Origin of the sequence: Aeromonas sp. YN13HZO-058, assembly GCF_001921245.1 — a bacterium.
GTDB lineage: Bacteria > Pseudomonadota > Gammaproteobacteria > Enterobacterales > Aeromonadaceae > Aeromonas > Aeromonas allosaccharophila.
Map to the genome: position 1 here is coordinate 1 of NZ_MQSY01000077.1, position 25,534 is coordinate 25,534.

24 protein-coding genes and 5 pseudogenes are annotated in these 25,534 nt (G+C 48.4%); 14 read left to right on the plus strand and 15 right to left on the minus strand.

Annotation, left to right across the window (positions count from 1 at the left end; all coding sequences use genetic code 11):
• Both BSP75_RS21325 and BSP75_RS19545 read left to right on the plus strand, forming a co-directional pair.
• A pseudogene (locus BSP75_RS21325) lies at positions 1 to 189 on the plus strand (transposase); the annotation flags it as partial.
• A 342-nt stretch (positions 190 to 531) separates the two neighbouring features.
• Positions 532 to 1,536 (plus strand): hypothetical protein, encoded by a 1,005-nt coding sequence (locus BSP75_RS19545; protein WP_075114305.1) that lies wholly within the window; start codon positions 532 to 534, stop codon positions 1,534 to 1,536.
• Here BSP75_RS19545 and BSP75_RS19550 read toward each other — a convergent pair.
• Positions 1,446 to 1,967: a transposase gene (locus BSP75_RS19550; protein ID WP_290439308.1), complete on the minus strand. Its 522-nt coding sequence runs from the start codon at positions 1,965 to 1,967 to the stop codon at positions 1,446 to 1,448. The two genes, BSP75_RS19545 and BSP75_RS19550, sit on opposite strands and share 91 nt — an antisense overlap.
• Before the next feature lie 89 nt (positions 1,968 to 2,056).
• On the opposite strand from BSP75_RS19550, the pseudogene BSP75_RS22015 reads away from it, so the two are divergent.
• Both BSP75_RS22015 and BSP75_RS19560 read left to right on the plus strand, forming a co-directional pair.
• Positions 2,057 to 2,152 (plus strand): annotated as a pseudogene (locus tag BSP75_RS22015) (IS5/IS1182 family transposase); the annotation flags it as partial.
• Positions 2,153 to 2,429: 277 nt separating this feature from the next.
• Positions 2,430 to 2,921, plus strand: coding sequence for a hypothetical protein (locus BSP75_RS19560; protein WP_253186654.1), 492 nt, complete (start codon positions 2,430 to 2,432; stop codon positions 2,919 to 2,921).
• A gap of 113 nt (positions 2,922 to 3,034) precedes the next feature.
• On the opposite strand, the gene BSP75_RS19565 is transcribed toward BSP75_RS19560, so the two are convergent.
• The 8 genes from BSP75_RS19565 to BSP75_RS19600 all read right to left on the minus strand — a co-directional run bounded on the left by BSP75_RS19565 (position 3,035) and on the right by BSP75_RS19600 (position 9,649).
• On the minus strand, positions 3,035 to 4,324 hold the full coding sequence (locus BSP75_RS19565; protein WP_075114307.1) for a VWA domain-containing protein: 1,290 nt from the start codon (positions 4,322 to 4,324) through the stop codon (positions 3,035 to 3,037).
• 10 nt (positions 4,325 to 4,334) lie between these two features.
• Complete coding sequence (locus tag BSP75_RS19570; protein ID WP_075114308.1) at positions 4,335 to 4,862, minus strand: hypothetical protein; 528 nt, start codon at positions 4,860 to 4,862, stop codon at positions 4,335 to 4,337.
• A 149-nt stretch (positions 4,863 to 5,011) separates the two neighbouring features.
• On the minus strand, positions 5,012 to 5,590 hold the full coding sequence (locus BSP75_RS19575) for a TerD family protein (protein WP_075114309.1): 579 nt from the start codon (positions 5,588 to 5,590) through the stop codon (positions 5,012 to 5,014).
• 100 nt (positions 5,591 to 5,690) lie between these two features.
• A complete protein-coding gene (locus BSP75_RS19580) occupies positions 5,691 to 6,272 on the minus strand; it encodes a TerD family protein (RefSeq protein ID WP_075114310.1) in 582 nt (193 codons plus the stop codon).
• An 81-nt stretch (positions 6,273 to 6,353) separates the two neighbouring features.
• Positions 6,354 to 7,385 (minus strand): TerC/Alx family metal homeostasis membrane protein, encoded by a 1,032-nt coding sequence (locus BSP75_RS19585; RefSeq protein WP_075114311.1) that lies wholly within the window; start codon positions 7,383 to 7,385, stop codon positions 6,354 to 6,356.
• Between the two features lie 11 nt (positions 7,386 to 7,396).
• On the minus strand, positions 7,397 to 7,852 hold the full coding sequence (locus tag BSP75_RS19590) for a tellurite resistance TerB family protein (protein ID WP_075114312.1): 456 nt from the start codon (positions 7,850 to 7,852) through the stop codon (positions 7,397 to 7,399).
• A gap of 22 nt (positions 7,853 to 7,874) precedes the next feature.
• Positions 7,875 to 9,053 carry a TerD family protein gene (locus tag BSP75_RS19595; RefSeq protein WP_075114313.1) on the minus strand — a complete coding sequence of 393 codons (1,179 nt, stop codon included), beginning with the start codon at positions 9,051 to 9,053 and terminating at the stop codon, positions 7,875 to 7,877.
• Complete coding sequence (locus BSP75_RS19600; RefSeq protein ID WP_075114314.1) at positions 9,053 to 9,649, minus strand: TerD family protein; 597 nt, start codon at positions 9,647 to 9,649, stop codon at positions 9,053 to 9,055. Before BSP75_RS19600 ends, BSP75_RS19595 begins: the two co-directional genes overlap by 1 nt.
• 320 nt (positions 9,650 to 9,969) lie before the next feature.
• On the opposite strand from BSP75_RS19600, the gene BSP75_RS19605 reads away from it, so the two are divergent.
• The 8 genes and pseudogenes from BSP75_RS19605 to BSP75_RS19640 form a co-directional block, all read left to right on the plus strand.
• Positions 9,970 to 11,064, plus strand: coding sequence for an ATP-grasp domain-containing protein (locus BSP75_RS19605; protein ID WP_075114315.1), 1,095 nt, complete (start codon positions 9,970 to 9,972; stop codon positions 11,062 to 11,064).
• The gene (locus BSP75_RS19610) at positions 11,065 to 12,195 is read left to right on the plus strand and encodes a phosphoribosyltransferase domain-containing protein (RefSeq protein WP_075114316.1); all 1,131 of its coding nucleotides are present in this window, start codon (positions 11,065 to 11,067) and stop codon (positions 12,193 to 12,195) included.
• A complete protein-coding gene (locus BSP75_RS19615) occupies positions 12,188 to 12,994 on the plus strand; it encodes a hypothetical protein (protein ID WP_205125047.1) in 807 nt (268 codons plus the stop codon). Before BSP75_RS19610 ends, BSP75_RS19615 begins: the two co-directional genes overlap by 8 nt.
• The gene (locus tag BSP75_RS19620; protein WP_075114318.1) at positions 12,987 to 14,075 is read left to right on the plus strand and encodes a cysteine protease StiP family protein; all 1,089 of its coding nucleotides are present in this window, start codon (positions 12,987 to 12,989) and stop codon (positions 14,073 to 14,075) included. Before BSP75_RS19615 ends, BSP75_RS19620 begins: the two co-directional genes overlap by 8 nt.
• Positions 14,076 to 15,023 carry an HpcH/HpaI aldolase/citrate lyase family protein gene (locus BSP75_RS19625; RefSeq protein ID WP_075114319.1) on the plus strand — a complete coding sequence of 316 codons (948 nt, stop codon included), beginning with the start codon at positions 14,076 to 14,078 and terminating at the stop codon, positions 15,021 to 15,023. It abuts the gene before it with no gap.
• A 6-nt stretch (positions 15,024 to 15,029) separates the two neighbouring features.
• Positions 15,030 to 16,238 carry a DUF4236 domain-containing protein gene (locus BSP75_RS19630; RefSeq protein WP_075114320.1) on the plus strand — a complete coding sequence of 403 codons (1,209 nt, stop codon included), beginning with the start codon at positions 15,030 to 15,032 and terminating at the stop codon, positions 16,236 to 16,238.
• 28 nt (positions 16,239 to 16,266) lie between these two features.
• On the plus strand, positions 16,267 to 16,710 hold the full coding sequence (locus BSP75_RS19635; RefSeq protein ID WP_075114321.1) for an HTH domain-containing protein: 444 nt from the start codon (positions 16,267 to 16,269) through the stop codon (positions 16,708 to 16,710).
• 496 nt (positions 16,711 to 17,206) lie between these two features.
• Positions 17,207 to 17,977, plus strand: a pseudogene (locus BSP75_RS19640) (IS1595 family transposase); the annotation flags it as partial.
• 27 nt (positions 17,978 to 18,004) lie between these two features.
• On the opposite strand, the gene BSP75_RS19645 reads toward BSP75_RS19640, so the two are convergent.
• Positions 18,005 to 18,952: an IS30-like element ISAs2 family transposase gene (locus BSP75_RS19645; protein WP_019706001.1), complete on the minus strand. Its 948-nt coding sequence runs from the start codon at positions 18,950 to 18,952 to the stop codon at positions 18,005 to 18,007.
• Positions 18,953 to 19,055: 103 nt separating this feature from the next.
• Between BSP75_RS19645 and BSP75_RS21695 the strand changes: the two are divergent.
• Positions 19,056 to 19,244: pseudogene (locus BSP75_RS21695) on the plus strand (IS1595 family transposase); the annotation flags it as partial.
• Between the two features lie 527 nt (positions 19,245 to 19,771).
• The gene (locus BSP75_RS19655) at positions 19,772 to 20,251 is read left to right on the plus strand and encodes a hypothetical protein (RefSeq protein ID WP_075114322.1); all 480 of its coding nucleotides are present in this window, start codon (positions 19,772 to 19,774) and stop codon (positions 20,249 to 20,251) included.
• A gap of 337 nt (positions 20,252 to 20,588) precedes the next feature.
• Here the strand turns inward: BSP75_RS19655 and BSP75_RS21700 are convergent.
• The 5 genes and pseudogenes from BSP75_RS21700 to BSP75_RS19680 form a co-directional block, all read right to left on the minus strand.
• A pseudogene (locus BSP75_RS21700) lies at positions 20,589 to 20,723 on the minus strand (IS4 family transposase); the annotation flags it as partial.
• A gap of 237 nt (positions 20,724 to 20,960) precedes the next feature.
• Complete coding sequence (locus tag BSP75_RS21705) at positions 20,961 to 21,872, minus strand: hypothetical protein (protein WP_148140779.1); 912 nt, start codon at positions 21,870 to 21,872, stop codon at positions 20,961 to 20,963.
• Between the two features lie 78 nt (positions 21,873 to 21,950).
• Complete coding sequence (locus BSP75_RS19670) at positions 21,951 to 23,756, minus strand: leucine-rich repeat domain-containing protein (protein WP_075114325.1); 1,806 nt, start codon at positions 23,754 to 23,756, stop codon at positions 21,951 to 21,953.
• A gap of 14 nt (positions 23,757 to 23,770) precedes the next feature.
• Complete coding sequence (locus BSP75_RS19675) at positions 23,771 to 24,682, minus strand: DarT ssDNA thymidine ADP-ribosyltransferase family protein (RefSeq protein ID WP_083617254.1); 912 nt, start codon at positions 24,680 to 24,682, stop codon at positions 23,771 to 23,773.
• 5 nt (positions 24,683 to 24,687) lie between these two features.
• On the minus strand, positions 24,688 to 25,377 hold the full coding sequence (locus tag BSP75_RS19680; RefSeq protein ID WP_075114327.1) for a hypothetical protein: 690 nt from the start codon (positions 25,375 to 25,377) through the stop codon (positions 24,688 to 24,690).
• Positions 25,378 to 25,534 lie beyond the last annotated feature (157 nt).

Here is a 25,534-nt window from a genome sequence, read left to right on the forward strand (position 1 = left end):
GAATACATGAAAGCCAGCATCCGGGCCAAGGTGGAGCACCCATTTCGCATCATCAAGCGACAGTTCGGCTTCGTGAAAGCCTGATACAAGGGGTTGCTGAAAAACGATAACCAACTGGCGATGTTATTCACGCTGGCCAACCTGTTTCGGGCGGACCAAATGATACGTCAGTGGGAGAGATCTCACTAAAAACTGGGAATAACGCCTTAAATGGCGAAGAAACGGTCTAAATAGGCTGATTCAAGGCATTTACGGGAGAAAAGATCGGCTCAAACTGAAAAAATGAAATGACTGAGTCAGCCGAGAAGAATTTCCCCGCTTATTCGCACCTTCCCTAGATAAGGGGCTATCCGGCTCCATTACAAATACGACGGTCAAGCGCAACACCAAAATTATTTTTGGTGTTGCGCCACAAAATGGAGTTAAAAGACTCGCGAATACGTTCCTGGAACAGCGCCATTGTGACATGATTGTGCTTGGTAATTCGGTCTGATATTGATAATATTCAATCTCGATTAAAAGGGAGAGCTAATGCGACTATTATTTAAAATCTGGTTTTTCGCCACAGTTGCAAGTTTAATTATATATGTACCAACGTATTTTATTTCAAATGATGAGATCGACGCTGTTCAGGAAATCACAGCGGAAGATCTTATGCCCATTACAGGCATGCGAGGGCGAGATAATGAGAGATTTGCAGCCTTCCTACAATCAGCGGGTGTTGATACATCAACAACGTTTGTGGATGCGTTGGAAGAGAATGATCTCTTTTCCAATGTTGAAGTGGATTACGTTGATGATTCCCGTGCAAAGCAGATCGAGCGAGGAGGTTTGAAGCTTGTCGCTATCACTGCAAATCTTGAAGGGGGTATGAAGTTTTCTTTTACATTTGGTGTTTATCCCAAGCACTTCTTGAGAGATTGGACGTTCATTTACAACGTTATGGGAATGGACATTTCGAAGGATGATACAGTTGTTAGCTTGCTCAATAGTCCAGCGGACGAAGCCATTATTTGGGCCTTGTTGTCATCAAAAAAGGCAGATCAGCATCAGGTAGTGGAGGAAATAACAAAGCCGCTTCTCGTTGCATTACGCTCAAAACAAATGAGTAGTGAGAAAGCACATGATGAAGTTATTTCATCACTGAATGACATGGAGCAAGAAGGCAACGTGAACCAGAGTGCGGCAGTTACCTCAGAGCCAGCGCCACAAACAGATGCCGCACTGCCCTTTGTCGGCAAACGCTACTTCAACTTTGCTGGCGGGTCGGGGACGGGGCAATTCGCCACCATTCAGAGCAACGGCCAGACAAAAATTGAAGGCTGTAGCTCGACCGATGCGCTGTTTGATGACATTGAGCCCTCCTGCACCGAGTTTTATAACGGGCCGTTCTCCAAGGCGATCAAAGTGTTCGATTCGATCTATCGAATCGAAAAAGACAAGATCTACGACATGGAAGAAGACGGCAGCCCAGCCAAAGATTGTGAGGCAATGAGTGTGGATTGCAGCGTCGAGCTCTCCAATCTTGAAGAATAAGCCTGCACAGTTCTAATCTTCACATGGCACCGGCTTGCGGCCAGTGTCATGTGAGCACTACGTAACGCCTTGATATCTTGTTGTTCTGTAGTTTTAACTGATACGAAGTGGATCCCTGGCCGGCAAGCTGTTTCACAAATAGCTAATGCATCGTTGGCATCATTCTTCTGGTGTCTTGCAAAGGCTTTGACATGCTGTGTAGGAATGAGTTTTACGTCATAGCCCATAGATATCAGTGTCCGTCCCCAGAAGTGGGATGTTGAGCAAGCTTCCATAGCAATCAGTGTTTGCGGTGGAAACTGGCGCAACGTGTGGAGCAGTTTCTGGCGAGATATTTTACGATTCCAGGCAACAGAACCATCAGCCATCCATACACACACCTGAAAAACAGACTTGGCAATATCGATTCCAACTACTTTGATCGTGTTCATGTGGTGCTCCCCCAAGTTGAACGCAGTCAGCCTAAGTATGAAACTGACCGCGCTGTGTGGGGGCGTCCATCACATCACTACAGAGCCACTACCAAACCAAGAAGGGCAACCAGTGGTCCTTCGGTATGAAACCTCATACAGGTGTCGATGCTAAAAGTGGCCTGTCTCGCAGCCTAGAGACTACATACGGCCAACGAACGGCGTTAATGAGATGGTCGCCCCTCCCCAAAACGGCATCTGAGTGCCAAAATGGAGAATGTAAGTTCCCACTACTGATGAGAGGGGTGAGCACCTGCTCCGGCGTCAATTTGGCTTCATCAACGCCCAAGCGGTTATGGTCATGTCTTCGTGCATGGCGATTTTGTTTGGTGATGAAGCTAGGATTCAAACGAAGTCACTTCGTGTCAATTCCAATCGGTTGCTGGTATAAACCCTGCAAATGATCAATAGCTTGGGGAAATTATGGCTATTAAAAACCACAATGCACGCAGTGTCAGTGACAGCCTCGAGCGTTATCACGTCAAGGCCATCTGCTTTCAATGCTGTATCCTAGTGACGGTTCTCCTGCTGGGGTTATTGCCTCTAACCGCACAAGCTACCAACTGCACCTATCGGGACGATACGCTCGGCAACACACGATACCAGTGTGACAATGGCAAGCACGGCACACTACGTAAAGATTCCCTCGGCAACGTCAAGGACACGGCGACCGACACCATCTGGCGAAAAGATTCCCTTGGCAATATCAAAGGCAGTGATGGCACCACCTATCGGCAGGATAGCCTGGGTAATGTGCGCGGCAACAACTACAAGAGCGGTGAACGGATCACCTGGCGCAAGGATAGCCTTGGTAACCTAAGGGCCTCCGATGGCACGGTTTGTCGTCCCAATACCCAGGGACAGCTAAGGTGTGATGGGCTGAGCACACCACCGACGTTGCTGGAAGGCAAATAATGGCTTTTTCCGCAAAAGATCTTGTTGAATGTTGTTGCGTTGGGGGAGGGATTCAATAAAAAAGGCCAACAACAAATGAGTGCTGACCTTATGATACTTTTGGATACTCCCGCTTAAATTTTAACAATTCCTTTCGTCTTCGCTCCAGACAACCAGGGGCTGAATTCAGCCAACAAATTGTCATACAGGACAGCGTCAGACATTGTCTTAAAGTCATCGATAGAGAAGAAGTGGGTGTTGTCGATAGCCCGATCTGTAAAGGTGTCCAGCTTCTCCAACACTCCATAGTTACCGCCACCCAGCCCGACAAACTTCCAGAAGATCGGATAATCGGCAGAACGCTTGATGGCTTTTTTGATTTCCTTGGTTTGATTGATCCCGCCATCAGTAATGAACACCACAAAGACAGGCTCCATGCTGTCTTTGAACGTCTCGATGACTTCTTCCATCACCGGAGGTTCGTTGTTAATCCCACCCAGTGTAGGCAAGATCTCGAACATCCCTTTTGACCCCGTTTTTTGGAGCTTGTCGATGTAGCCCTTGAGGTTGGCAAGGGAGACGTCCGGGTATTTTTTGTGGTATTTGCCAAAGCCCCACAGATCCATCGAGCCATCGTCATCAAACTGCACGGAGAGCACGGCGATCCGCTCAAGCACTGCTTGCACGTTTCCGCCCTTGAATTGTTGGGTCATGGAGCCGGAGGCATCCAGCACGAAGGCGACTTTCGCTTTGACGCTTTCAAGCTTGTGCTTTTGGAGGCTAATTTGCACCGGCTTGACGAGGCTAACCAGCGCAGGCGCTTTGGCGGCAATGACCTTCTCAAGGCTGACGGTACTGACAGGCTTGGGTGGCGCTGGCTCAGTTTTTGGCTTGGAAGGCGTCGGGGCAGGGGCGGCAGCTTCCTCTTCCACAACTACTCCAAAGCTGGTCGCCAGTGGCGCAAGGCCACCGTTGAAGCCTTGGCCCAGCGCCTTGAGCTTCCAGCCGCCATTGTGGCGGTAGAGATGGCCCATGATCACGGCCTTCTCGCTGCGATCCTCGAGCGGCACATCAAAGGAGGCCACGCTAGGTATGGTCAGGCTCAAGCCCAGCAAGTGGGCAATGGTGCTGGCCCCGTCAATTACCATCGTGAAGGCAACCTTCTCCACAGCGGCATCCAAGCGGACGGTATTGATGCGGAAGATGCCACCAGCCGGAGTCTTCTCGAACACTACCGCACTATCGGCAGACTCTGGCTGGTTGTAGAAAATAAAGTCGTCGTCGCCGCGCACCTTATCAGCCTTGGTCAGCATGAAGGCCGAGGGATCGATATCCCCCATCAGTGCTGGCCCTTTTTTAAAAGCCAACTCGACCAAAAATTCTTGTCCGGATAACGCCGTGTTTTGACCTGAAACGAGTTGCATAATCTCTCACTCACATGTGATTTCTGATGGAACCAATGCGCTGACCGGAAAGCCATGCTTTGGGGTTAAACATGGAGCCTGATTTATCCACCACCAGTAGGCCAATGATCGGCGTGACAATGAGCAGTACCAGCATGGCTGACTGGCGATTGCTTCTGCGCTGCGCTGCGGTTTTTCCGCTTGGGGCGATCAACTGGATAATATTCAGCACCCACAGAATGCTCAGCGGTATTTTTGTAATCAAAGCCAAGCAGGTATAACCGACCTGACGGTTATTGGTGTGATACGTCAGCACTATCACCTTAAATAAGAGCACCAAGCTGACCACTCCGCCAATGGCTGCGCCCACTTGTGGCGAGCCACCTAAATACTGGAACATAAAGGCGATAGCAAAGAAGGCCGTAGGAATAAGGAAGGTTAGCCCGAGATCATCATAATTCATAAAGACAACGATTTTTCGTTTATTCCCCGCACCAAGAAACACCCCAATCGCAAGAATGGATAGTGCGATAATCAACCCTACGTCGTACAGCGTCATTACATGCTCCTTAAATATATCAATCCTATGTGCCAGCCAGCTATTTGTTAAATATAGTTACAGACTGCACGGCCATCACTATCATCACTGATTGGTAGGCGAAAAAAAAGGGCGGTTAATAAACTGCCCTTTGATTTATGTGGATTTAATTAACCCAGATTGACGCCGTGATTGGTTGCGAGGGCAGCCAGACCGCCCGCGAAACCTTGGCCGATGGCCTTGAACTTCCACTCTTCGCCGTGCTTATACAGCTCGCCGAAGATCATCGCGGTTTCGGTGCTGGCATCTTCGGACAGATCGAAGCGAGCCAGTTCGGTGCTATTGTCGTTGTTCAGCACACGGATATAGGCGTTGCTGACCATGCCGAAGTTTTGCTTGCGCTCTTCCGCTTCATGGATAGTGACGGAGAACACCAGCTTTTTGACGTCAGCCGGAACGGCTGAAAGCGTGACTTTCACTTGTTCGTCATCGCCGTCACCCGCGCCAGTGCGGTTGTCACCCAAGTGCTCAACGGAGCCACAGGCGCTCAACTTGTTGTTGAAGAAGATGAAGCCCGCATCTCCTAGCACTTTGCCGTTCTCACCGACCATGAACACGGAGGCGTCCAGATCGAAAGCGCTGCCATCGGTGACGCGAGCATCCCAGCCCAGACCGAACAGTGCGACTTTCAGACCAGCATCAGCTTTGGTCAGAGAAACGTTACCGCCTTTTTGCAGAGATACACCCATTTTCTAGCTCCTAAAATGATGTGGGGTTCTTCCCCAAAGAGCAGGGGGTAATCCCCCGCTGTGTTACCTGGTTTCTTTATTTACGTCAGATCAGCATGTATTAAGACGCAGAGACGCCGTATTCAGCGCATACGGCACCGAGGCCATGCTTATAACCCTGACCCACGGCACGGAATTTCCATTCCGCCCCATGGCGATACAGCTCTGCAAACAGCATCGCGGTTTCGGTAGAGGCATCTTCGGACAGATCGTAACGAGCGACTTCCGCTTGGGTGTCATCGTTGACCAGGCGGATGAATGCGCCAGCCACTTGACCGAAGCTTTGGCCGCGAGCCGTGGCCTCGTGAATGGTTACGACGAACACGATTTTATCGACGTCAGTCGGGATCTTATCGAGGCTGATCTTGAGGGCTTCATCATCGCCATCGCCTGCACCAGTACGGTTGTCGCCTGTGTGCTGCACGGAGCCGTCAGTCGAGACCAGGTTGTTGTAGAAGATGAAGTCAGCAGCAGAACGGGTTTTGCCGCCACTGTTGAGCAGGAAGGCAGACGCATCGAGATCGAAGTCTTGGCCGTCAGTAGAGCGGGCATCCCAACCAAGACCAACCAGCATGTGCTTCATAGTTGGTGCATGTTTGGTCAGGGAGACGTTACCGCCTTTGGACAGTGAAACAGTAGACATCGTTAATTCCTTCTATGGTTTCGTGGAAATGGTTTCTCGTTCAAACAAACTTGCTTACCTGCGGATCAGACCGACCCATTCTTAATTCACAGATACATCTTTCTCAGGGAACATGACGCTCGCCACAATCCCGATCGCCAGTACCGTGACGACCACAACCAAGCTCGCCATGGCCGAAATCTCATAACCGTGGTTGAAGATGTGCGCAGTGGCATTGAGGCCCAGTTTACCGGCGATGAAGAACAGCAGCACGATAACGGCCTTTTCCAAATACACCAGATATTGCTTGAGCGCTTCGAGCACAAAGTACAGGGTACGCAGGCCGAGGATGGCGAACATCATCGCGGAGTACACGATCAGGGGCTCACGGCTCACGGCAATCACCGCAGGCACGGAGTCGAACGCGAACATCACATCAGACAGCTCTACCACTGCCAGACAGAGCATCAGCGGCGTTGCATAGAAGGCGGCCTTACCCACACGGCCTGCTTGCACATCGGCGTTTTCAGGCTTCGCCAGCTCGGCATCCACTTCGGACTGCTTGAGTAAGAAGGCGTTACCACTCAGCTTCGGCCAGATGGGGAAGAAGCGCTTCACCATGCGATAGGCGAGGTGTTCTGAGTAATCTTCGATAGAGTCGTCATCATCGCCACTGCGCAGCATCATGACCGCCGTCCAACCGACGATGACAGCAAACACCAGCTCAACCCATGGGCCAAGTGCCAGCAGGCCAGTCCCGATGGCGACGAAGATGCCACGGAAGATAATCGCCCCGATCACGCCCCAGTAGAGGACGCGATGGCGGTAGCCATCCGGCACGGCAAACCATGAGAAGATCGCCATCATGACGAACAGGTTGTCAATGGAGAGCACTTTCTCAAGCGCATAGCCTGTGACAAACAAGGTGGCCGCTTCTTCACCGTGGTGGACGTACAGGAAGCCTGCAAACCCAAACGCAATGGCTACCCAGAACAGCGACCACAGCACAGCGCTTTTCAGCGGGATCGGTTTATCATCCCTGTGCATGAACAAGTCGATGAGGATGGCCCCAACAGAGAGCAGTAGAAACACTGCCACTGTTTCTGGAGGGAAGCCGATGTGCGTAGAACCCATTTCTATTTTCCTTACTGTTGATATTCACTGGGATCTAATCCCAGCGCATGGCAGATTTCTTTGACGGCAGCTTTTTCATTGCTGTCAAAATCACCGTCACTTTTCGCCACAGCGACCCCAACACGCAGGGCCAATTGTGCGGCACCGTCATCGCTTTTCAGCGCGACGATGTATTTCATGGCTTCACCCTTGCCGACATCGACATCGAATTCAAACGCAGCGGTACGCTTGTTAAAAAATTCGATGATCTCGGTACTGTCGAAGACTTTCAATTCTTCGGACTGTTTGATGAACGCCATCATTTTTTGCTTCTCTTCGCTATCAGCACCGTTAGATGCCATGGCGATATAAGCGCAAATACTCACTGTGCCTTCCAAAAACTTTTTGTTCTTGAAGCGGCTTACCTGTGTCACCAACTCGGTGCGGCCATTTTGCAGAGCTTGTTTAGCTTTATCAAAAAATGACATCACAAATTCCTTACCTTGACCGTTATTTGCTGCCCGCTTTCCAGCGAAAGCCCCAACCAAAGGCATCATCCATTTCTTTGTGTCCAGTAAAGTAACGGTTAATGCGCTCAACCTTGATCTTGCCGTTGTCATTCACCAGTCGTGCGATGGCGCACATATTTTTGCGTGAGCTGCCTTCGGTCAAATGAGTCTCAATGGGCGGCTGATCGGGCATGTTGATAGTGACGATGCCATCAGTGTTTTCCCAACTTGGCACCCCTTCATAAATGAAGGTGTAAACCAGCACTTCCCGAATGTGTTGCCACTGGTCGCCGTTGATGAACACCCATTCGCCATCAACACTATCACCCGTGCGATCATCGGCTTGCAGCTCAACAAATGGCTCATAGCTATAGCTGCCAAACCCATCGCCCAGTGCTTGCACGACATGGCGATCACCATCAGCTGTTTCGACAAAAGCACCAAGATCGAGGTCGATACCTTCATTGCGGTTGCCAAAGACACCGCTCATAAATCCTTTCTTGGTATTGCCGCGATTCCAGTTCAGGTTGATCTTGATCTTGCCAAAGCCATTTCCGCGCTTGGTCAAGCTGACAGTCGGACTGTCCTTGCTCAGGGTCACTTTCTTCAAGCTAATCGTGGGCGCAGGAGCCGGAGGGGGTGGTGGCACCGGTGCAGGTTTTGGCACAGGAGTGGGGGCAGGCTCATCGTCTACCTTGACACCATAGTGCTCGGCCAGCGGCTTCAAGCCACCATTGAACCCTTGGGCAATGAAGCGGAATTTCCACTCATTGTTGCGGCGATACAGCTCACCCATGATCAGGGCGGCTTCAGTTCGGCCATTGGTCTTCACCGATCCGGACAGCAGCTCGTTATTACCATCAAAGACGGCGATTTTCAGCGACACCAGATCATCGACAGTACGGCCATTGTCCACAGTCACGGCGAACGAGACTTTCTCGACGCCAGCGGCAATGGCACTTGGGGTCACAGTGAAGGCGGTATTACGGCCTTGCTCAGCCAGCTTGATTGCACCGTCCGTACTGCTTGGCTGGCCGTAAAACACCATATCGACGCCATCTTGCACTTTGCCATTGGCATAGAGGCGGAAGGCCGACACATCGAGATCTGCCCCAGCTTGGACTCGGATTGTCAGGGGGCTGGATGGAATGGGGGCATTGCCCCCCGGTGTCAGTTCCATTACCGCACCACGATACGTTGGATATCGGAAATCATGTCGTCAATGGTGCGGCCTTTGGAGGCTTGACCATGGGCGGTGAAGTCCCACTGACCGCCGTTACGGTGCAGGGAAGAAATAACGATACCGGTGTGCGAGCCTTTGTCAGACAACTCGAATTTCACCAACTCTTTGCTGTTTTGGTCGAGCACACGGCAGAAGGCGTTATCAACCTCGTTGAAGGTTTGACCCCGGAAACTGTTGACGGTAAAGGCCAGATACTCGACGTTGGACGGCAGCTTGGTCAGATCGACGTTGATGATTTCATCATCGCCATCGCCTTCACCAGTCAGGTTGTCACCGCTGTGAACGATGGCACCGCAGTTCGATTTTTTTTGACGGAACCAGACGGTATCCAAGCGGTTACCTCTGGCATCAAAGGTCACGACGCTGGCATCCAGATCGATTTCACCACCATCACCGCCGCCAAACAGCTTGCCAAGGAAGCCGCCTTTTTTTGCGGCATCCCAACCCAGCCCGAAATGCAGCTTGGACAGGGTAGAGCCGGATTGCTTGGTCAGGGAGACCGTTTGGTTTTTTGCCAAAGAAACAGAAGCCATGTTATTCCCTCAATGTTTGCTGATGTTATTTCCAGGTAGCCCGACAACGGCGGTTTGCTTTTGAATCCATCATATGCCAAATTTTTGGCATTTTAAAGCATCAAAATATGATTGAGTTCTAATTCTTACTATTAAAACTTTCTTAATGATTCAGCAGGGCGTTCAGCTCTGTATTTGTAGCGTGAACCGTTTGCGTTGAATCCCCTCATCATCACCAAGCAAGGATCACTTGTCAATCAAAATATGATTGACAAGTTTGTGTCCGAAAAATAGAATCATCACCAATCGAGCAATTCACTTCATGTAGGCGAAACGAAAAAATGAATAAAGCCATTTGGTTCATGGAAGGCTTGTCTTCCCAGCGCGATATCGTGCAGTCCGTCATTGAAATACGGGAGTCTCGCAATCTCACTTTTACCGTGATCGCGTCTCATCGTTCTACTCGCCCTGAAATTACCTCCGTGGCGGATATTTCTTTGCGTGAACCTAAAGCCGATGCTGATCGCCTTTGCTTTATCGCCGAAGTGGTTGCGGTGCATAACGTGGTCGCCATTCAGGCGGGCCGTAACTGCACCTGGTTCGAAGAAAACCGGCTCGCTATCGAAGCGATGGGGGTTTCACTGACTACTGGTGCCACCAGCCTCGATATGTTCGCGCTGGCCGATGACAAGGTGCGCTTTGCCCGCTTCATGGAGCAACATCAGTTGCCCGTGGTGCACTCCACCCAAATCAACAGCAGCGCCGAGTTGCAGAAACTATTGCAAGCCGGAAATGAAGACCAAAACGGGGTGTTGCAATGCATAAAACCCGTGACAGGTATTTACGGGCTGGGGTTCTGGATTTTGGATTGGGTGGCGAAGCCGATGGCCGCTTTCGATAATCCCGATAACCGCCGAGTGCATCCGTCTATTTACCTGGAAGCCATGCAGGCCGAGGAGGATCGCAACCAGCAAAGTGGCAAGAAGGAATGGTCGGAACCTATGGTGCTGATGCCGTACCTTCCCGGCCCCGAGCGTTCGGTCGATATGCTGGTGGAAAAGGGCAAGGTGATCGCCGCCGTGGTGCGTCGCAAAGAAGGCCCGCTGCAATATATGGAGCAAGCCGGTGAAGCGTTCGAGCTGGGCAAAGCCTGTGCCGAAATTATGCAAGCGGATGGTCTCATCAACGTGCAGACCCGCAATGACACTACCGGCAAGCCCGTCCTGCTTGAGATCAACATGCGTCCCTCTGGCGGTATCTGCTACACCCGTGCCACGGGCGTGAACCTGCCGGGGATTTTCGCCTTGCGTCAACTTGGCCTGATTGACCAGCAAACCGCTGCTGACATGTCCCGCGATACCTACTCTCCGGCTGTGGTGCGCTCTGTGACCAGCGTAATTCCGCTGCCGTCAGCAACTCCCGTTGAGGCTGAATAAATGACTGACCCCGCTTGCGTCTACGAGCGTTCCCTGTCCACGGGCAAGTTGACCGTGACCAGTCCTCAAGCCAGCACCTTTGGCGATCTGTTCGAGATTGCCGAGCGCCGCAATCCGAAACGGGCCTTCCTGTTTGTGAGCAAATTGCTGGGCCGCCACATCCCGATCAAACCTTCGGTGATGCGCCGTACCTTCCAGCAATTGGCCGCGCAGTTCCCTGCCGATCTGCCAGAGCCGGTACTGTTCGTAGGCATGGCCGAGACTGCCGTAGGTTTAGCGGCTGGGGTCTATCAAGAGGCAAGCCCTCTATTGGCGCAATCCGTGCTGCTCACCTCGACTCGTCATCCGGTCGATGGCGAATTGCTGTGCGAGTTCAAAGAGGCTCACTCTCATGCCACCGATCACCTCATCTATTGGCCGCAAGATGCCGAACAGCGCGAGTGGGTCAGTCAAGCCAAAACACTGGTGCTGATTGACGATGAAGCCACCACCGGCAACACCTTTACCAATTTGTTGACCGGCCTCATCGACGCGGGGTTGGAAGAGATCGATAACCTCGTCACCGTCACCCTGACCGATTGGAGCGATGGGGCCTTGGAGCAAAAGGCCGCTATCCCGACCACCAACATCAGCTTGGCGGAAGGGTCTTGGCATTGGGAAGCCGATCCGACTGCGCCGTTGCCCGAGATGCCTGCCGTCAACGTCACAGCCAAAGGGACGGTCGATATCGTCGGTCGTCAATGCTGGGGCCGCCTTGGCATGGATATGTTCGGGGGGGAAGTCGGCAGCCATATCAAGGCGGTAGTCGATGAGAAGGTCTTGGTGCTGGGCAGCAGCGAGTTTGTCTGGCTGCCTTTCTTGCTGGCCGAAAAGCTGGAAGGGCAGGGGGCCGAGGTGGTCTACAGCTCGACCACCCGCTCGCCTATCGCGCTGGGTCATGCCATCGAATCCGCAATCTGCTTTGGCGACAACTACGGCTTGGGTATCCCCAATTTCGTCTACAACGTCGCCCACCAGCAATTCGACCGGATCTACCTGTGCTGTGAAACTCCGGCCAGCAGTATCGATCCGGCGCTACTGGCGCAGTTAAACACTATCGCGACCCACGTTGAGGTCATCAGTTATGAGTGAAGCAATGCAAAACACCCTTATTAAACCCGCCGTACTGGTCGATCTGGACGACACCCTGTTCCAAACGAAGCGCAAAATGATCGATGAGCTGGCCCAAGACCCTTTCCGTGTTGGCGCACTCGACCGATCGCTGACCCCGCGCAGCTACCTGAATGAAGAACAAGCGATGCTGGTGGATTGGTTGCTCGCAACCGCCGACGTGATCCCCGTGACGGCGCGTGGCACCGAAGAATTTGCCCGTGTCCAAATCCCCTTTACCTCGTGGGCCGTGACCACTCATGGCGCAGTGATTTTGAATCCGGCAGGCGAGGTAGATACCGACTGGCAACAGCAGATCGAAGCCGAGCTGGCCCCTTATCGCCAGCGTTTGTTGGACATGCAAGAGCAGTTCACCGCCCTGATGGCCGAGCGCGGGATCGAGGCATGGGCACGGCTCAATTATGAGTACGATGGCGTCCCGATTTATCTGGTGATGAAGCACACCGATAGCACCAAGTTACACGAGCTGAATGCCATCGGCGATGAGATCGAGCGCATCTTTGGCACCGAAGGCTTCTATGTCCATCGCAACAGTAACAACATCGCGTGGCTGCCGCATTGCATCGAAAAGGGCGTAGCGACCAAATACTTGTTCGCGAAACTGCGGGCCGAGCGCGGGCTGTTCCCGACCATCGGCCTTGGCGACAGCATCACCGATTTCAGCTTCTTGAAACTGTGCTCCTGGTTCGGAATGCCCAAACAAAGCCAGTTCACCACCGCCATCAAAAAACAGGTTTTTGGGGAGTCAAGTCATGACTAATCCGGCGGTGTTCTCCGGTGCGTACCGTCGCTCTGATGACGTGGAGTTTTTACTGACCCCCGTCACCATCGCCATGACTTCGGTCGAAGAAAAAGAGGCGCTGATCCAGTCGGGTAAAAAGCACTATTCCGATATGTTGAGCCAAGAGCCTGCACCGACAGCCTTCCACCTCGACTTGTTCGAGAAGGCATCGGTTACCGGTGCGCAGCGCCTTGCCAGCGAAGTGATGATGTTGGCAAAAGCCCTTTGCAAGCAATATGGCGATACCCCGATTGTGCTGGCCTCGTTGGTCAGGGCAGGAGTGCCGCTGGGCGTCATGCTGCAACGGGCGCTCAAGATGATGGGCAAGGTCTCTTATCACTACGGCATCAGTATCATCCGTGACCGCGGCATTGATGAAGCCGCCCTGAGCGTCATCGAGCGGCGCCACGGCACCGAAGGCATCGTGTTTGTCGATGGCTGGACGGGCAAAGGGGCCATCACCAATCAACTGACCGCCTCACTGGCGGATCGTGCTGGCTATCCGGCAATTCCCCGGTTGGTGGTACTGGCTGACCCGTGTGGTTGTGCATGGCTGTCTGCCACCGATGACGACTGGCTCATCCCCTTTGGCATCATGGGCGCTCCCGTCTCCGGTATGATCTCCCGCTCGCTCTACAGCGCCGAGGGTTATCACCAGTGCATGGTCTGTGATCACCTCGTCGAGTTTGAGTGTGGCGTGGCGCTGGTGGACACCGTGGAGAAGTGCTGCGCGTCCATTGTGTTCGACACACTGCCCGAGCTGGATATCGCGACCCAATCCGTCCACAAAGGGCAGGCATGGGCGCAAAGCAAGCAGATCATCGCCCAACTGGCCGAGCAATACGATGTGTCCAGCACCAATCGGATCAAACCCGGTATCGCCGAGGCGACCCGTGCGGTGCTGCGTCGTGTACCAGACCATGTACTGGTTCGCTCTGTGTCTGACCCCGATGTGGCCCTGTTGGTCTTTTTGGCAAAAGAAAAGGGCATCACCATTACCGAAGTGGGCGACCAAATCGGTCAATACCGTGCTGTCACCATTATTAAAAAGGTTCTCTAAATGAAAAAACAGCTTTCTGCTTTTGGGCTGGGTGCCACCCTCTACATGCCTGCCACTCGCCTCGATATCGTGGAGACGATTTCCACCTGCAAAATCGAGGGGCTGCGCTCCTTGGTGATTTGCTTGGAAGATGCCGTGAGCGAGGACGATGTACCCGCAGCGCTGGCAAATTTAAAAAGCATGATGGTCGGCCTGAAAGCGGCCAAGCAGGAAGCTGATGATGACTCGTGGCCGCTCATCTTCATCCGTCCCCGCGATGAAGCCATGGCTGCAATGCTGGTCACCTGGTATGACATGAGCGCCGCAGATGGCTTTGTACTGCCCAAGTTCACCCATGACAGCCTCGACCGCTGGCACGAGATTTTAAATAAATCCCATCTGTGCTGGATGCCGACGCTCGAAACCGAAGAAGTGTTCGATGTGGCCGCCATGCAGGTGCTGGCCTCAGCGTTGATGAGTCACCCGAGCCGCGACAAGATTCTGGCCTTGCGCATCGGGGGCAACGACTTGATGAACTGCATTTCGCTGCGCCGTTCACGGGCCTTCACCTTGTATGATGGCCCGATGGGGTACGTGATCAAGATGTTGGTCGCCGTGTTTGGGGCTAAAGGCTTTGCCATGACCGCGCCGGTCTGTGAACACATTGAAGATCATCACTTGCTTGAGCAAGAATTGGCGCTGGATATCGCCCACGGCCTTGTTGGCAAAACCGCGATCCACCCCAATCAGATCGGGATCATCCAGAAAGCCTTCATGGTCAGCTCCCTTGATCAGCAAGACGCGCTGCGTATCATCAACTCCACCCAAGCCGTGTTCAAGGCCAGCGGAGCTATGTGCGAGCCTGCTACCCATCGGCGCTGGGCTAACAGCATCTTGGAACGGGTTCACTACTTTGGGATCGCCCCTAACGTGAATCAGCCAGCCGGCAAACTGTTAAATAAAAGGTGAGTAGTTATGGGCTTTCGTTTTCGCCAGACGATCAATATTTTGCCGGGTGTTCGCATCAATTTGGGAATGAAGGGCGCAAGCCTGAGTGTCGGCCCTCGTGGGGCCAGCGTGACTATGGGCAGCCGTGGCACCTACGCCAACGTTGGCCTGCCTGGTACGGGCCTCAGCTATCGTACTCGGCTCGATCAGGCTGCATCGAGTAGCAGTACCCAAGCACGGGCTCGGGCGGAATCGAAAGAGCAGTTACGCAATGAGCTGCTGGGGGAAGTTGAGCAGTTGGAGCAAGCGGTTAACCAATTGCTCAACGTCCATGTGCTCACCCCAGACCCGCGCCACGGCCACACCCTAAGCGAGCTGCAAGCCCATTATCTTGAACAGGCCAGTCAGCCCTATGCGGTGGCTGCGCCGGTCAGACCCGCCAAACCGGTGATCTCGCCACAGCCCGAGCAACCCAGCGCAGAGGCGGGGGCCGGATTTTTCAAGAAGCTTTTTGAGTCGGACGATGAGCGGCAAGAGCGCATTAATCACGCCCTTGGACGCTGGGAAGTAGCGATGAAAGAGTGGGAGCGCGAGCGGCTCTTGACCGAGCAGCGCTACCAAGGCCAACGCGCCGCTTGGGCCGAGCAGTACGCCCACTGGCAAGCCGATGCCAAGCGCCATGAAGAGGCCATTGCCACCTCCACGGCCAACCTTGCCAGTCGCTTTGCCAGCGATAGCGGTTACTTTGAAGCGCTGCTCAATGCCGTGCTGCAACAAACCGATTGGCCGCGAGAGACGCTGGTTTCCTTCGAGGTTGACCCGGCTCGGTCGCTGATCAGGATGGATGTGGATCTACCCGAAATCGATGACATGCCGCAATCCGGCTTTAGCCTCAATCGCGGTGGCTCGGATATCGTGGAAAAACCACTGAGCCAGAAAGCGGTGCGGGAGAATTATGCCCGTCATGTACATGGCTGCTTGCTACGCCTCATCGGCATTTCGCTGTTCACCTTGCCGTTTGAGAATATCGTTATTTCCGGCTTCACCCAGCGCATCAGCAAGCAAACAGGTAACTTGATAGACGACTATATTTTATCTTGTCACGCCACCAAACAAGGGGTGATAGGCATCAATTTTAACAATCTTGAAGAGGTCGATCCGATAGCGGCTTTGGAGCGATTCGCCTTGAATCGGGACATGACATCGACCTGCATTTTTAAATCCATTGTTTTGTAATCAAACGCCTCGTGAATATGGAAAGACCATGCTGTTAAGCGCCAAACAAAAACGACTCTATCAATTAGTCCTGCTGCTTTCCTCTGGCAAGCCTGTCTCCGGCCAGACCATCAATGACGAGTTGGGCTGCTCTGGCGCAACCCTGACCCGTACCTTTCGCGAGCTACGCGAAGGATTCGATGTGGTCATCAAGTTCAGCAAGAGCAACAACAGTTATCAGATCACCGAGTTTGGGGATCTCACCAAATCCCACATGGTGCAATTGGCTGCCGCACTGGAAAAAAGCAATGAGTTGCAAACTACCGAAGCAACAGATGTGGTGGTCGATCTTAAAAAGCCTAAGAAGAAGGCGGTTACGGTCTCGCTGAGCGTCACGGCCATTCGAAAGCTGGACAGGGTTACTGCGAAACTTAACCTGAATCGTAGTGATACCCTGGATAAGCTGGTCAGACTGCATATCGACAAACTCTGACAGGGATGTTAATAAAGAAGACCCTTTCGCTAATGTCAGTCAGTTAAGTACTATATTGACTGTATATTCATCAATGTGAATAGAGGTAAAGGTATCGAGGTTAACCAGTAAATTGGCTTCAAACTCTTGCCCTGACTGGCATTCAATAGAAAGTCAATCCAGGGCCGAATGCAGCCGCCTCATTTCGTATTCTGGGCTTTACTGCTGGCAGGTTTTTTCATTTTCTTCAATGCTTTGTTTTCTTTTCTGGTCATACCGAGTAGTGGTTAGTTATAAGAATTTATTGGGTCATTGACATTGCTCACACTTATTCGTAAGATTTAATTTATAGTTGACAAAATTATCAATAGATAGGGCGTAAACAAAGAATTTTTATATATAATTCAATAGGTTACTGCTAAAAACCCTACTCATGTAGTTTCCTGATTACCCATGATTAGCAGTCAGTTACCACGAACTATACTGATCTTACGTACAGTTATCGAGGTGCGAGATCATGGCCAAAAGCAAAGTCCAATTCCAGAAAGGCTACAGCCTGTTTGAGTTTCTCAAGGACTATGGCGCTGAAGCTCAGTGTGAAAACGCGCTGCTCGCTTGGCGTTTTCCGAACGGTTTCGTCTGTCCTGAGTGCGCCAACAAGACCTATTGTCGCCTGAAAAGTCGGCCACGCGTGCTGCAATGCAATCACTGCCGTCATCAGATGTCATTGACTGGAAACACCATTTTTGCAAACACCAAACTCCCACTGACCAAGTGGTTTCTGGCGATGCACCTGCTGTCACAGACCAAAACAGGCTTGTCAGCGATGGAGCTCAAGCGCCAGTTGGACGTCAAATATGACACCGCCTGGATGCTCAAGCACAAGCTGCTGCAAGCCATGAAAGAGTCCGATGACAAGCAGCCCATCAGCGGCATCATTCAGCTCGATGATGTCTACTGGGGTGGCGAGCGCCGTGGCGGCAAACGGGGTCGGGGCGCGGCAGGCAAGACGCCGTTTGTGGCAGCAGTGGCCCTGAACAAGGAAGGGCATCCAATCAAGATGCGGATGACGGTGGTCGATGGTTTCAAAACCAAGTCGATTGCGGATTGGGCAAAACGGCATGTTGCCAGTGGTAGCGCGGTGATATCCGATGGATTGGCCTGTTTCAGGGCAGTCAAAGAGGCCAATTGTGAGCACCTGGGTGTTGTCACAGGAGGCAACCTGGACTGGCTGGATCATCCGGCATTCAACTGGGTAAACACGATGATAGGAAATGTGAAAAACGCGAATTCAACTTCGAAGTGCGACACTCGCCTATGCCGCCTGACGGTACTCTTCGAATACCTTGACAGGCTGCCTGAATCCGAGACATTTCCGAGGTCGTAGGTTGAGCCACTGCTCCGCTCTCCTGACATCCTCGTCCGTGACCTCTCTCAGGTCTGTTCCCTTTGGGATAAACTGCCTCAACAGCCCATTGCTGTTCTCGTTCAGACCGCGCTCCCACGAAGAGTAAGGGTGCGCAAAGTAAGTCTCGGCACCCAGCGCTTCCTCTATCGCCTTGTGTTCGGCAAACTCGCCGCCGTTGTCAAAGGTGATGGTATGCACCTGCTCGATGTAGGGCGTTAACATCTCGATTATCGCATCCCGCACCACCCCAGCCTGTTTGCTCGCGACCCGCTTGACCAGATAGAGCCGGCTCTTGCGCTCCACCAGGGTGACCAGTGCACCTGTGCCTTGCTTGCCCAGCACCGTGTCCGCCTCCCAATCACCGAGCCGCTCCCGGCTATCGACGATAGCCGGCCGTTCATCAATAGAGCGGGCTTCCTTGATGGGAGAACGCAGGCTGCTCGCCCCCTTGCGGTAGCGCTTGTGGCCCTGGCGCAGATGGCGGTACAACTGGCCACCCCGGGCTTTGTCGGCGGCCACATGGCGGTATATCCACTCGTGACTCACCATGAGGCCTATCTGCTTGCCCACCGCGCTTATCTGCTCCGGGCTCCACCACCAGGCGAGTGTCAGCTCGACAAACTGGATGACATCGGCAGATAGCCGAGATTTGGCCGCACTGGCCCGTCGGTGGGTGGCGTGCTGATGCGCATTGTCTGGCTGGTAGCCCTGCGGCCCGGCGTTACGACGCAGCTCCCGGTAGAGGGTGGAGCGATGAACGCCAATGGCGCGTGCGGTGGCAAGGATGGACATCCCCTGTGCGCGAAGCACCGATAACTGGTATCGTTGCCCCTCGGTCAACTGCTGATAGCTCATGGTGATACTGCTTTTACTTTGGCGAGCAGAAGGGTACCACCAATCAGCAGTTGGCCACCTCTCGCCATTCATCCATGAGTGTCGCACTTATTATCTGAATTCCCGAAACTCGCTGCGGGGCAGTTGCCATACGCTCGGAGCGAAGCATTTACAAAGGCATCTTGCGGAATACTGCTTCCGGTTTAATCATCGTTTTGACCTCAAGAGCATGTTGGTTGAATTGGGGCATGCAGTCGTGGCAAGCCCTCCGATGCCATATCGGCTCTTGAAGCTGGCTGAGGGTCATGGGTAATCAGGATCGATTTTTTGCTCATGTAGGTTCATAGAAACCTCAGTTTACGCACGTAAAAAAGCCACGATTTTTTTCCAAAACACCTAAGCATTTTTTTTCATAACCACATCATTTTTTGCGAGAGTTTGATGCCGTTTTTTTTACTTTTTATGGTGGAGTTATTCTGTGGAAATCTATTGTTTTTTCCACGAGAAAAAAATTTTTCTATGAGTGTTTTTTTTGATTTCCATCGTTAGAAACCCCTCATTATTGACAATAAAAAGAGAGCAAAAAAAACAATTGAAATTTCAGAATAAAATATTTTCGATATTTTTTGTTGTTTGCTATTGCCATTTATATGAAATCAACCTAAATTAACTGCAACAAGGTGCATGCTATACATTCACATCTACAAATGATGAATGGGTGTACTTTAACCTAAAGATCATATTTGGTAATACGATCCTCGCTATTGGCGGAGCTTCAACTACCAATAGATAAACACAAGTGCCGAAATATTCCATGTTAACATGTAAGGTAGTATTGTAATGAGAAAAGTAAACGATGATATTTGTGCGATTGATATCGAGGTTCATAATAAAGCTCTTGATCTTTTGAGGGATAGATTTAACCTGAATAAAATTATCCGCCCCCTTGATAAGCATGTTGTGCTCAAAAACTATAACCATATTCATGAACTCTATGACTTCCCTGCATTTGTAATTTTAGATAATGGCATTGCAGAACCTGTAGCAAGTGCATTAGATAATGTATCTATTAAGATGTATTATGATGATATCGTGGCATCATTGGGCGATGATGAGAATGATAGGGCTGTTACTTATGACCAGGTACTTTCTGGTTGGGCCCAAAGTAACATGCCCAGTTACTATAGACCAGGTAATGACTACCAATCTGCTGAGGAGTTCCTTGCAGATATGGGGACTGACTATGTGAATGACTCTATTATTCTAGCAAATTATAAAATGGCTATAGATGTGCTGTTAAGAGCAGAAGCAAAGCCATGATTGATGTGAGTTTAGTTTCGATGCTGAACAATTAAAGGTTGGTCTTGCTTGTTTCAACGTATTACTGGTGATTCTGAAATTTAAATTGCTGTATGTAGGTGCTTAAAACACCCATGCCAAAAACGTAAACTTCAAATTCGATGGAAATAGCATTCTCAACGTATGTGGGGCTGTAAATACCGCAGCTTGTTTACAGTCCCCTTGTGGAGGTCTATTGCCATATAACCTGATCATGATTACTCATGACCCTCAGCCAACTTCAAGAGGTAATCCCCCCATTCTTCGGGAGCATTACCCAGCCAAAAGGGCCCATCAGGCGATTTGCCCAATCAGCAACGATGGCGTGGATGGCCAGTGAACCTGACTCGATAACCCCGAGGGTAGCATTGGCGAGGGAAAGAACACGCTTAGCATGCATGTCCTGTCCAAATATATCGTCGATGTGGTTGAGGATTAGTTCGTGGTTAAACATGGGGATAGTCTGTTGGGTATTAGCTGGTCAAGGATGGCGATCATACCTCAGAAGCCGCGCCACGCCTCGCTCATATGAGGGGATGGTTAAGTTTTAAAATAAGACATAAAGTGATTTTTAAACATTATTATATACATCTTATTCACGATTTGTAGATTAACAACGTTTTTATGGCTTAAAACTACGTTTAATCTACATTTTAAGCTTAACCATAAAGAAGTAGTGGTTAAGCTCTTATTACCACTCTAATTTACCTGACACCCTATCAATATTAGACGTTTTAGTCTGTGTTCTATACTGATAATACTCATAGCCAAATGATTTATCAATTAAGACCTCGGCGGTAAACTGATGCTCTAATTTATCATCAACCACTTGTGGTTTTAGAGCAACTACAGGCTCACCTTTCGCTTTTACCGAAGAATAGAGAACACCATCGCACTTCTCAGTAAAAAATACATTACTCAGGGCTGACGTTACTTGATATAAGCTTTCACTTCCTTCACGAGATAATATATCGGCAAAGAAACGATCTGTTAACTCATAAGCAAAAAGCAACTCTCGGCTAAACTTTTTAGCCATATATTCTCTTGTCTCAGTGTAATAGTCAAAGGTATCTTGGTTTAAGTAATATGGTTTTTCATTTCGCCTAACTTGATCCCATATACCTATGATTCTTAGATAAATATCAGTTCCACTTACTTGATGAGATCGCAAAACATTAAGGTGATCAAGCTGTTTCGCTTGAGCCTCAGATAACGCAACTCTTAATGCTGTATCATCTTGTTTAACGGCTATAGAAGCATAAAAAAGCGCTTGACCTGTAAGATTTAACCTACCCATCTTTGGAAACGTGCAAGAGGTTTTCTTTATGTAAGATAATTCATCAACATTAGTAAAGTTTTGACCTTCACAAAGGCGAACTCTTAGAAACTCAAGTTCATTTACTTGGTGTTCGAGTGTAATTGTCACGCAACTTGCTAAGTAATCTACTTTAGAGTCAATTTCTTGCTGTGTTAATTCACACTTACCGTTTATGTGCCCATTTAATTGACTAATATAAACAGAAGAGTGAAGTAAATTAGTATCCCCACACTCTACCGACGCTTTATTATCAATTAAATCAATTAATTCAGGAGCTAATACCATTACATAACCTACATCACTCTGCCACAACAAGAACAACGCTATTTGAAATACTCTCTATCAGCTCTGTTTTTTCCAAGTTTAGTTCCAGAACTCGGACTTTATAGCATCTATATCTTCTGATTTAAATGTATCATCTGAGATTAAATAAGCCTGAGATTGACTGTTGTTAACCATAAGATGTTTGTCGACTTTTTTATAGAGTTTGAAAGCATAGTGGTATTGACTGGAATAGCGACCTTCTAGCGAGAATACATTCTCAATGCTATTTTCCCCTATGAATTGAAAGATAGCTTGAGCAACATAGTTAAGCCTATCATCTCTTCCCATATTCATCGTAAACATTGAATAAGAATCTTGTTCATCAAAAGCTACAAATACTTGAATTGTTTCGTTCCCATCTCTAAAAATAAAATTTACAACTCGACCGTCTAGTTTTAGATCACCATCTTTATCAACTTTGTAGAGCGAATCTGCCTGATTATTTACATATAGAACATTATCATTTTTTACAATAAACATGATATCCACTTCAGCATCAGTCAAATGCATTCTACCCAAACTATTTAAGTTGATGTATTCATTGCTACTTCGGCTCAATAGATCTGAATCAATCCAAATATCATCTTCATCAAAGTAACTTAGCCACTCTTTTTGTTTGGCTGTGAGCACTAGTTTTGGATTGTCTGATAGGTTTATTTGCGTAAGGTTTTCTAGGTTTACTATTTCATCTGGCAACTTAGCTAAGTCATTACCATGTAAATTTAAATATTCTAAGTGATTAAGATTACATAAAGTTCTAGGAATACACTTTAACTTATTATTCCCTAAATCTAATGTATATAAATTAGATAAATTTCCAATTTCGGCTGGCAATTCAATCAAACTGTTTGTATGAAGATGCAAGACATGAATACCAACAAGATCAAAAAATTCAGATGGTAATTCTTTGATATTTTTATGATTAAGGTTGACTTCTAAAGAGCCATCAAAATCATAAATACTGCCTTTAACGAAACGGTTAAACTCCTTTAAGTAAGTTATAGAATCGACATCTGAAGGGAAACCTTCATATCGTTGATCGCCAAACATCCCTTCTACTAATTCTCTTTCTGGTAAGCCATTTTTCTTTGCCCAGCTTATTAAATTTAAAATTCGCTCTGACTCAGTTTGCGTACCTTGACTGATGAGGTTAAGGAGTTGTTCAAGAACTTTAGTTCTAATCTGAAACATTACTTCCGGTGTTCTACTAAAACAACATAAAACACTCTTGAACATTATGAATGCTTTTCCTGTATCCTGTTCACTAGCTACATTTGAAAACTTCTTGTAATCCACACCACAATTAAGAGCATATTCTTGATGAATGCCCCCCATTTCTTCAAGTTCTTTAATTTCTTCATATATGAACTGTTGAGCTATATGAACATCATTATCTAAAAATTGATCTAATAAAACTTCAGACCACCTCTTTGTGAAATGTTCTTCTCCATCTGAAGTTAATTGTGACCTCACTGCATCACCAGTTTTCTGCTCAAACGCTATGAAAGGTTGGATACGTTGAATATTTTGAATTGCAGCAGGAGTGCAAGCCTCTGTTTCTAATGATAGGCCGTTCTTTTCCATTTCTATTGCATAGGAAAAATCGTCAAATGCTTCAAGATATCTTTCTTGAATCATAAAGCACGCCCCCCGATTTACATAAACAGCAGAATGATTCTGGCTAACCTCTATTGATCTTGTGAAAAATTTAATCGCTTCTTCTTGATTACCAATTTGAGAGTATTGAATTCCTTGACGAAAAAGCTTTTCACCTTCAATCTCATTACTGTTGCTAATGCTTTCTTTGTTATCTTTCTTCTTTGAAAATAATTTAAAAAATGACATAAAAAACCCTTACGTTATAAAACTCTATTATTTAATGCGTATTCTCTATTTTGATAGTAAAAAGGATTAACAATTGGTTTTAGTGGTAAACCTGCCAATTCATCTGTCTTCTGCTCTACTATCATCGATTGAATATAATGACTGGGTATATGATTATTAACTAAAACTTCAGCCTGTGAGTCATACGGATAACACAACCTAGATTTATTAGTTTGTTGAAAAAACAACCTTTCAAATGCCTGAAAGCCATACAAAGATTCATCACTAGCCGAAGATATTGAGGCATTTGCCGCATTGGTAGGACAAAATAGACATTCCAGTTCCCATAATACACTAGGTGATATACTTAAAACGGCCCATTTCTGACTAGTATCGATCTGACGATATTTGTAAAACATTTTATCGTTTGGATAAGAGACTGATAGTGAAATCATATTAGTTCTGTAGTCAAAACGCCCTGAATCATTGACTCTATGTTTTTTAGCAATCTCACCATTATAATCTTTACTATTAAGCCCAATGTCTAAAATGCTTCTAACATTCTGGACTTTGGTAAAATGAATCAGTTCAGTTATATTTCGCTCTCGGCAAATATCTCGAATTCGCTCTTTGCTGTCTTGATTTCCATATTTCCCCAATCCATGATATTTCATAACTTCTTCAATAAGTTGTAATCTTAATTCAATTATTGACTGATAAGCACTTAATGGTGCAAGAAGATTGGAAAGCACTATATTGGGACTATCCAAATCTATTAGTGGAGGTTCATCTACTACAGTTATCCCACTTGACTTAGCAAAGTTTCGCACAACTAAAGAGCTTTTAGTCGCAAATGATAGTTCATTAGTTACAAATTCAAGTGCTGTATTCTTATCGGGTAACATTAAATTTATAATATTGAAAATTTTTTCAAAATTACGGTGCATAGTTATTAACCAAATAAATTTGCTTGTACTGGTTCTATAGGTTCGCTTGAAACCTTGCCTAACAACGATATAAAACTATCCGGGCTAGACAAACAATCCTCTAATTTTGCCATTTTGACTAGCGAGACATAAAGAGCAGCAGATCTTGCCTGACAATTGAAACTTTTATTAGGGTTAAATTCGATATCTGTAAATGCATTAAACTTAATAATATCAGCAGATAAAGACGGGGTTAGTTTAATGGTATTAAGGTATAGCCAATCGTAAAATATTGTCTTGGGTATTAAAGGCCATGTTTTACCATTGCTAAAAAAACCTGTTAATTCGCCACTTTCTTTTAAGCGAATGTCAGACTTTGCCTCTCTTGCAGGCATAAAAAGCAAGTCTTTAAACGGGCCTCCATTCTTAAAGACTTTTGCAGCATGAAAAATATTTTCCAACGGTACTTCTTTTTTATTTTTTAGCTGAACCATTAAATTAAAAGCACTTAATTGAACTCCCAATGGGTTATCACTTTTAGTGGAAATCTCTAAGAGGGTCAGATCGTTAAATTGTTCAAGTGCTGCTGTATGCAAAGATTTTATCGATTTTTTCTTCTGAGTAACGGCTAATCCTTTATGCCACTCAAAATCAATTATTTTCTCATCAACGAAAGGGTATGAATCACTCGATACAAAAACAGGTCTTTGAGCCATATAATTGATTCCTTTCTAATAACTATGAATTCAACAACTATATCACTTACTAATCAAAATTTATTTGATTTCCTGCTGAAAAATTGAAATTAATACAATCAAGTTACGATATACTGAAATTCACTAGTTTCACTGGCAAAACAGACTCTTTCTTTAA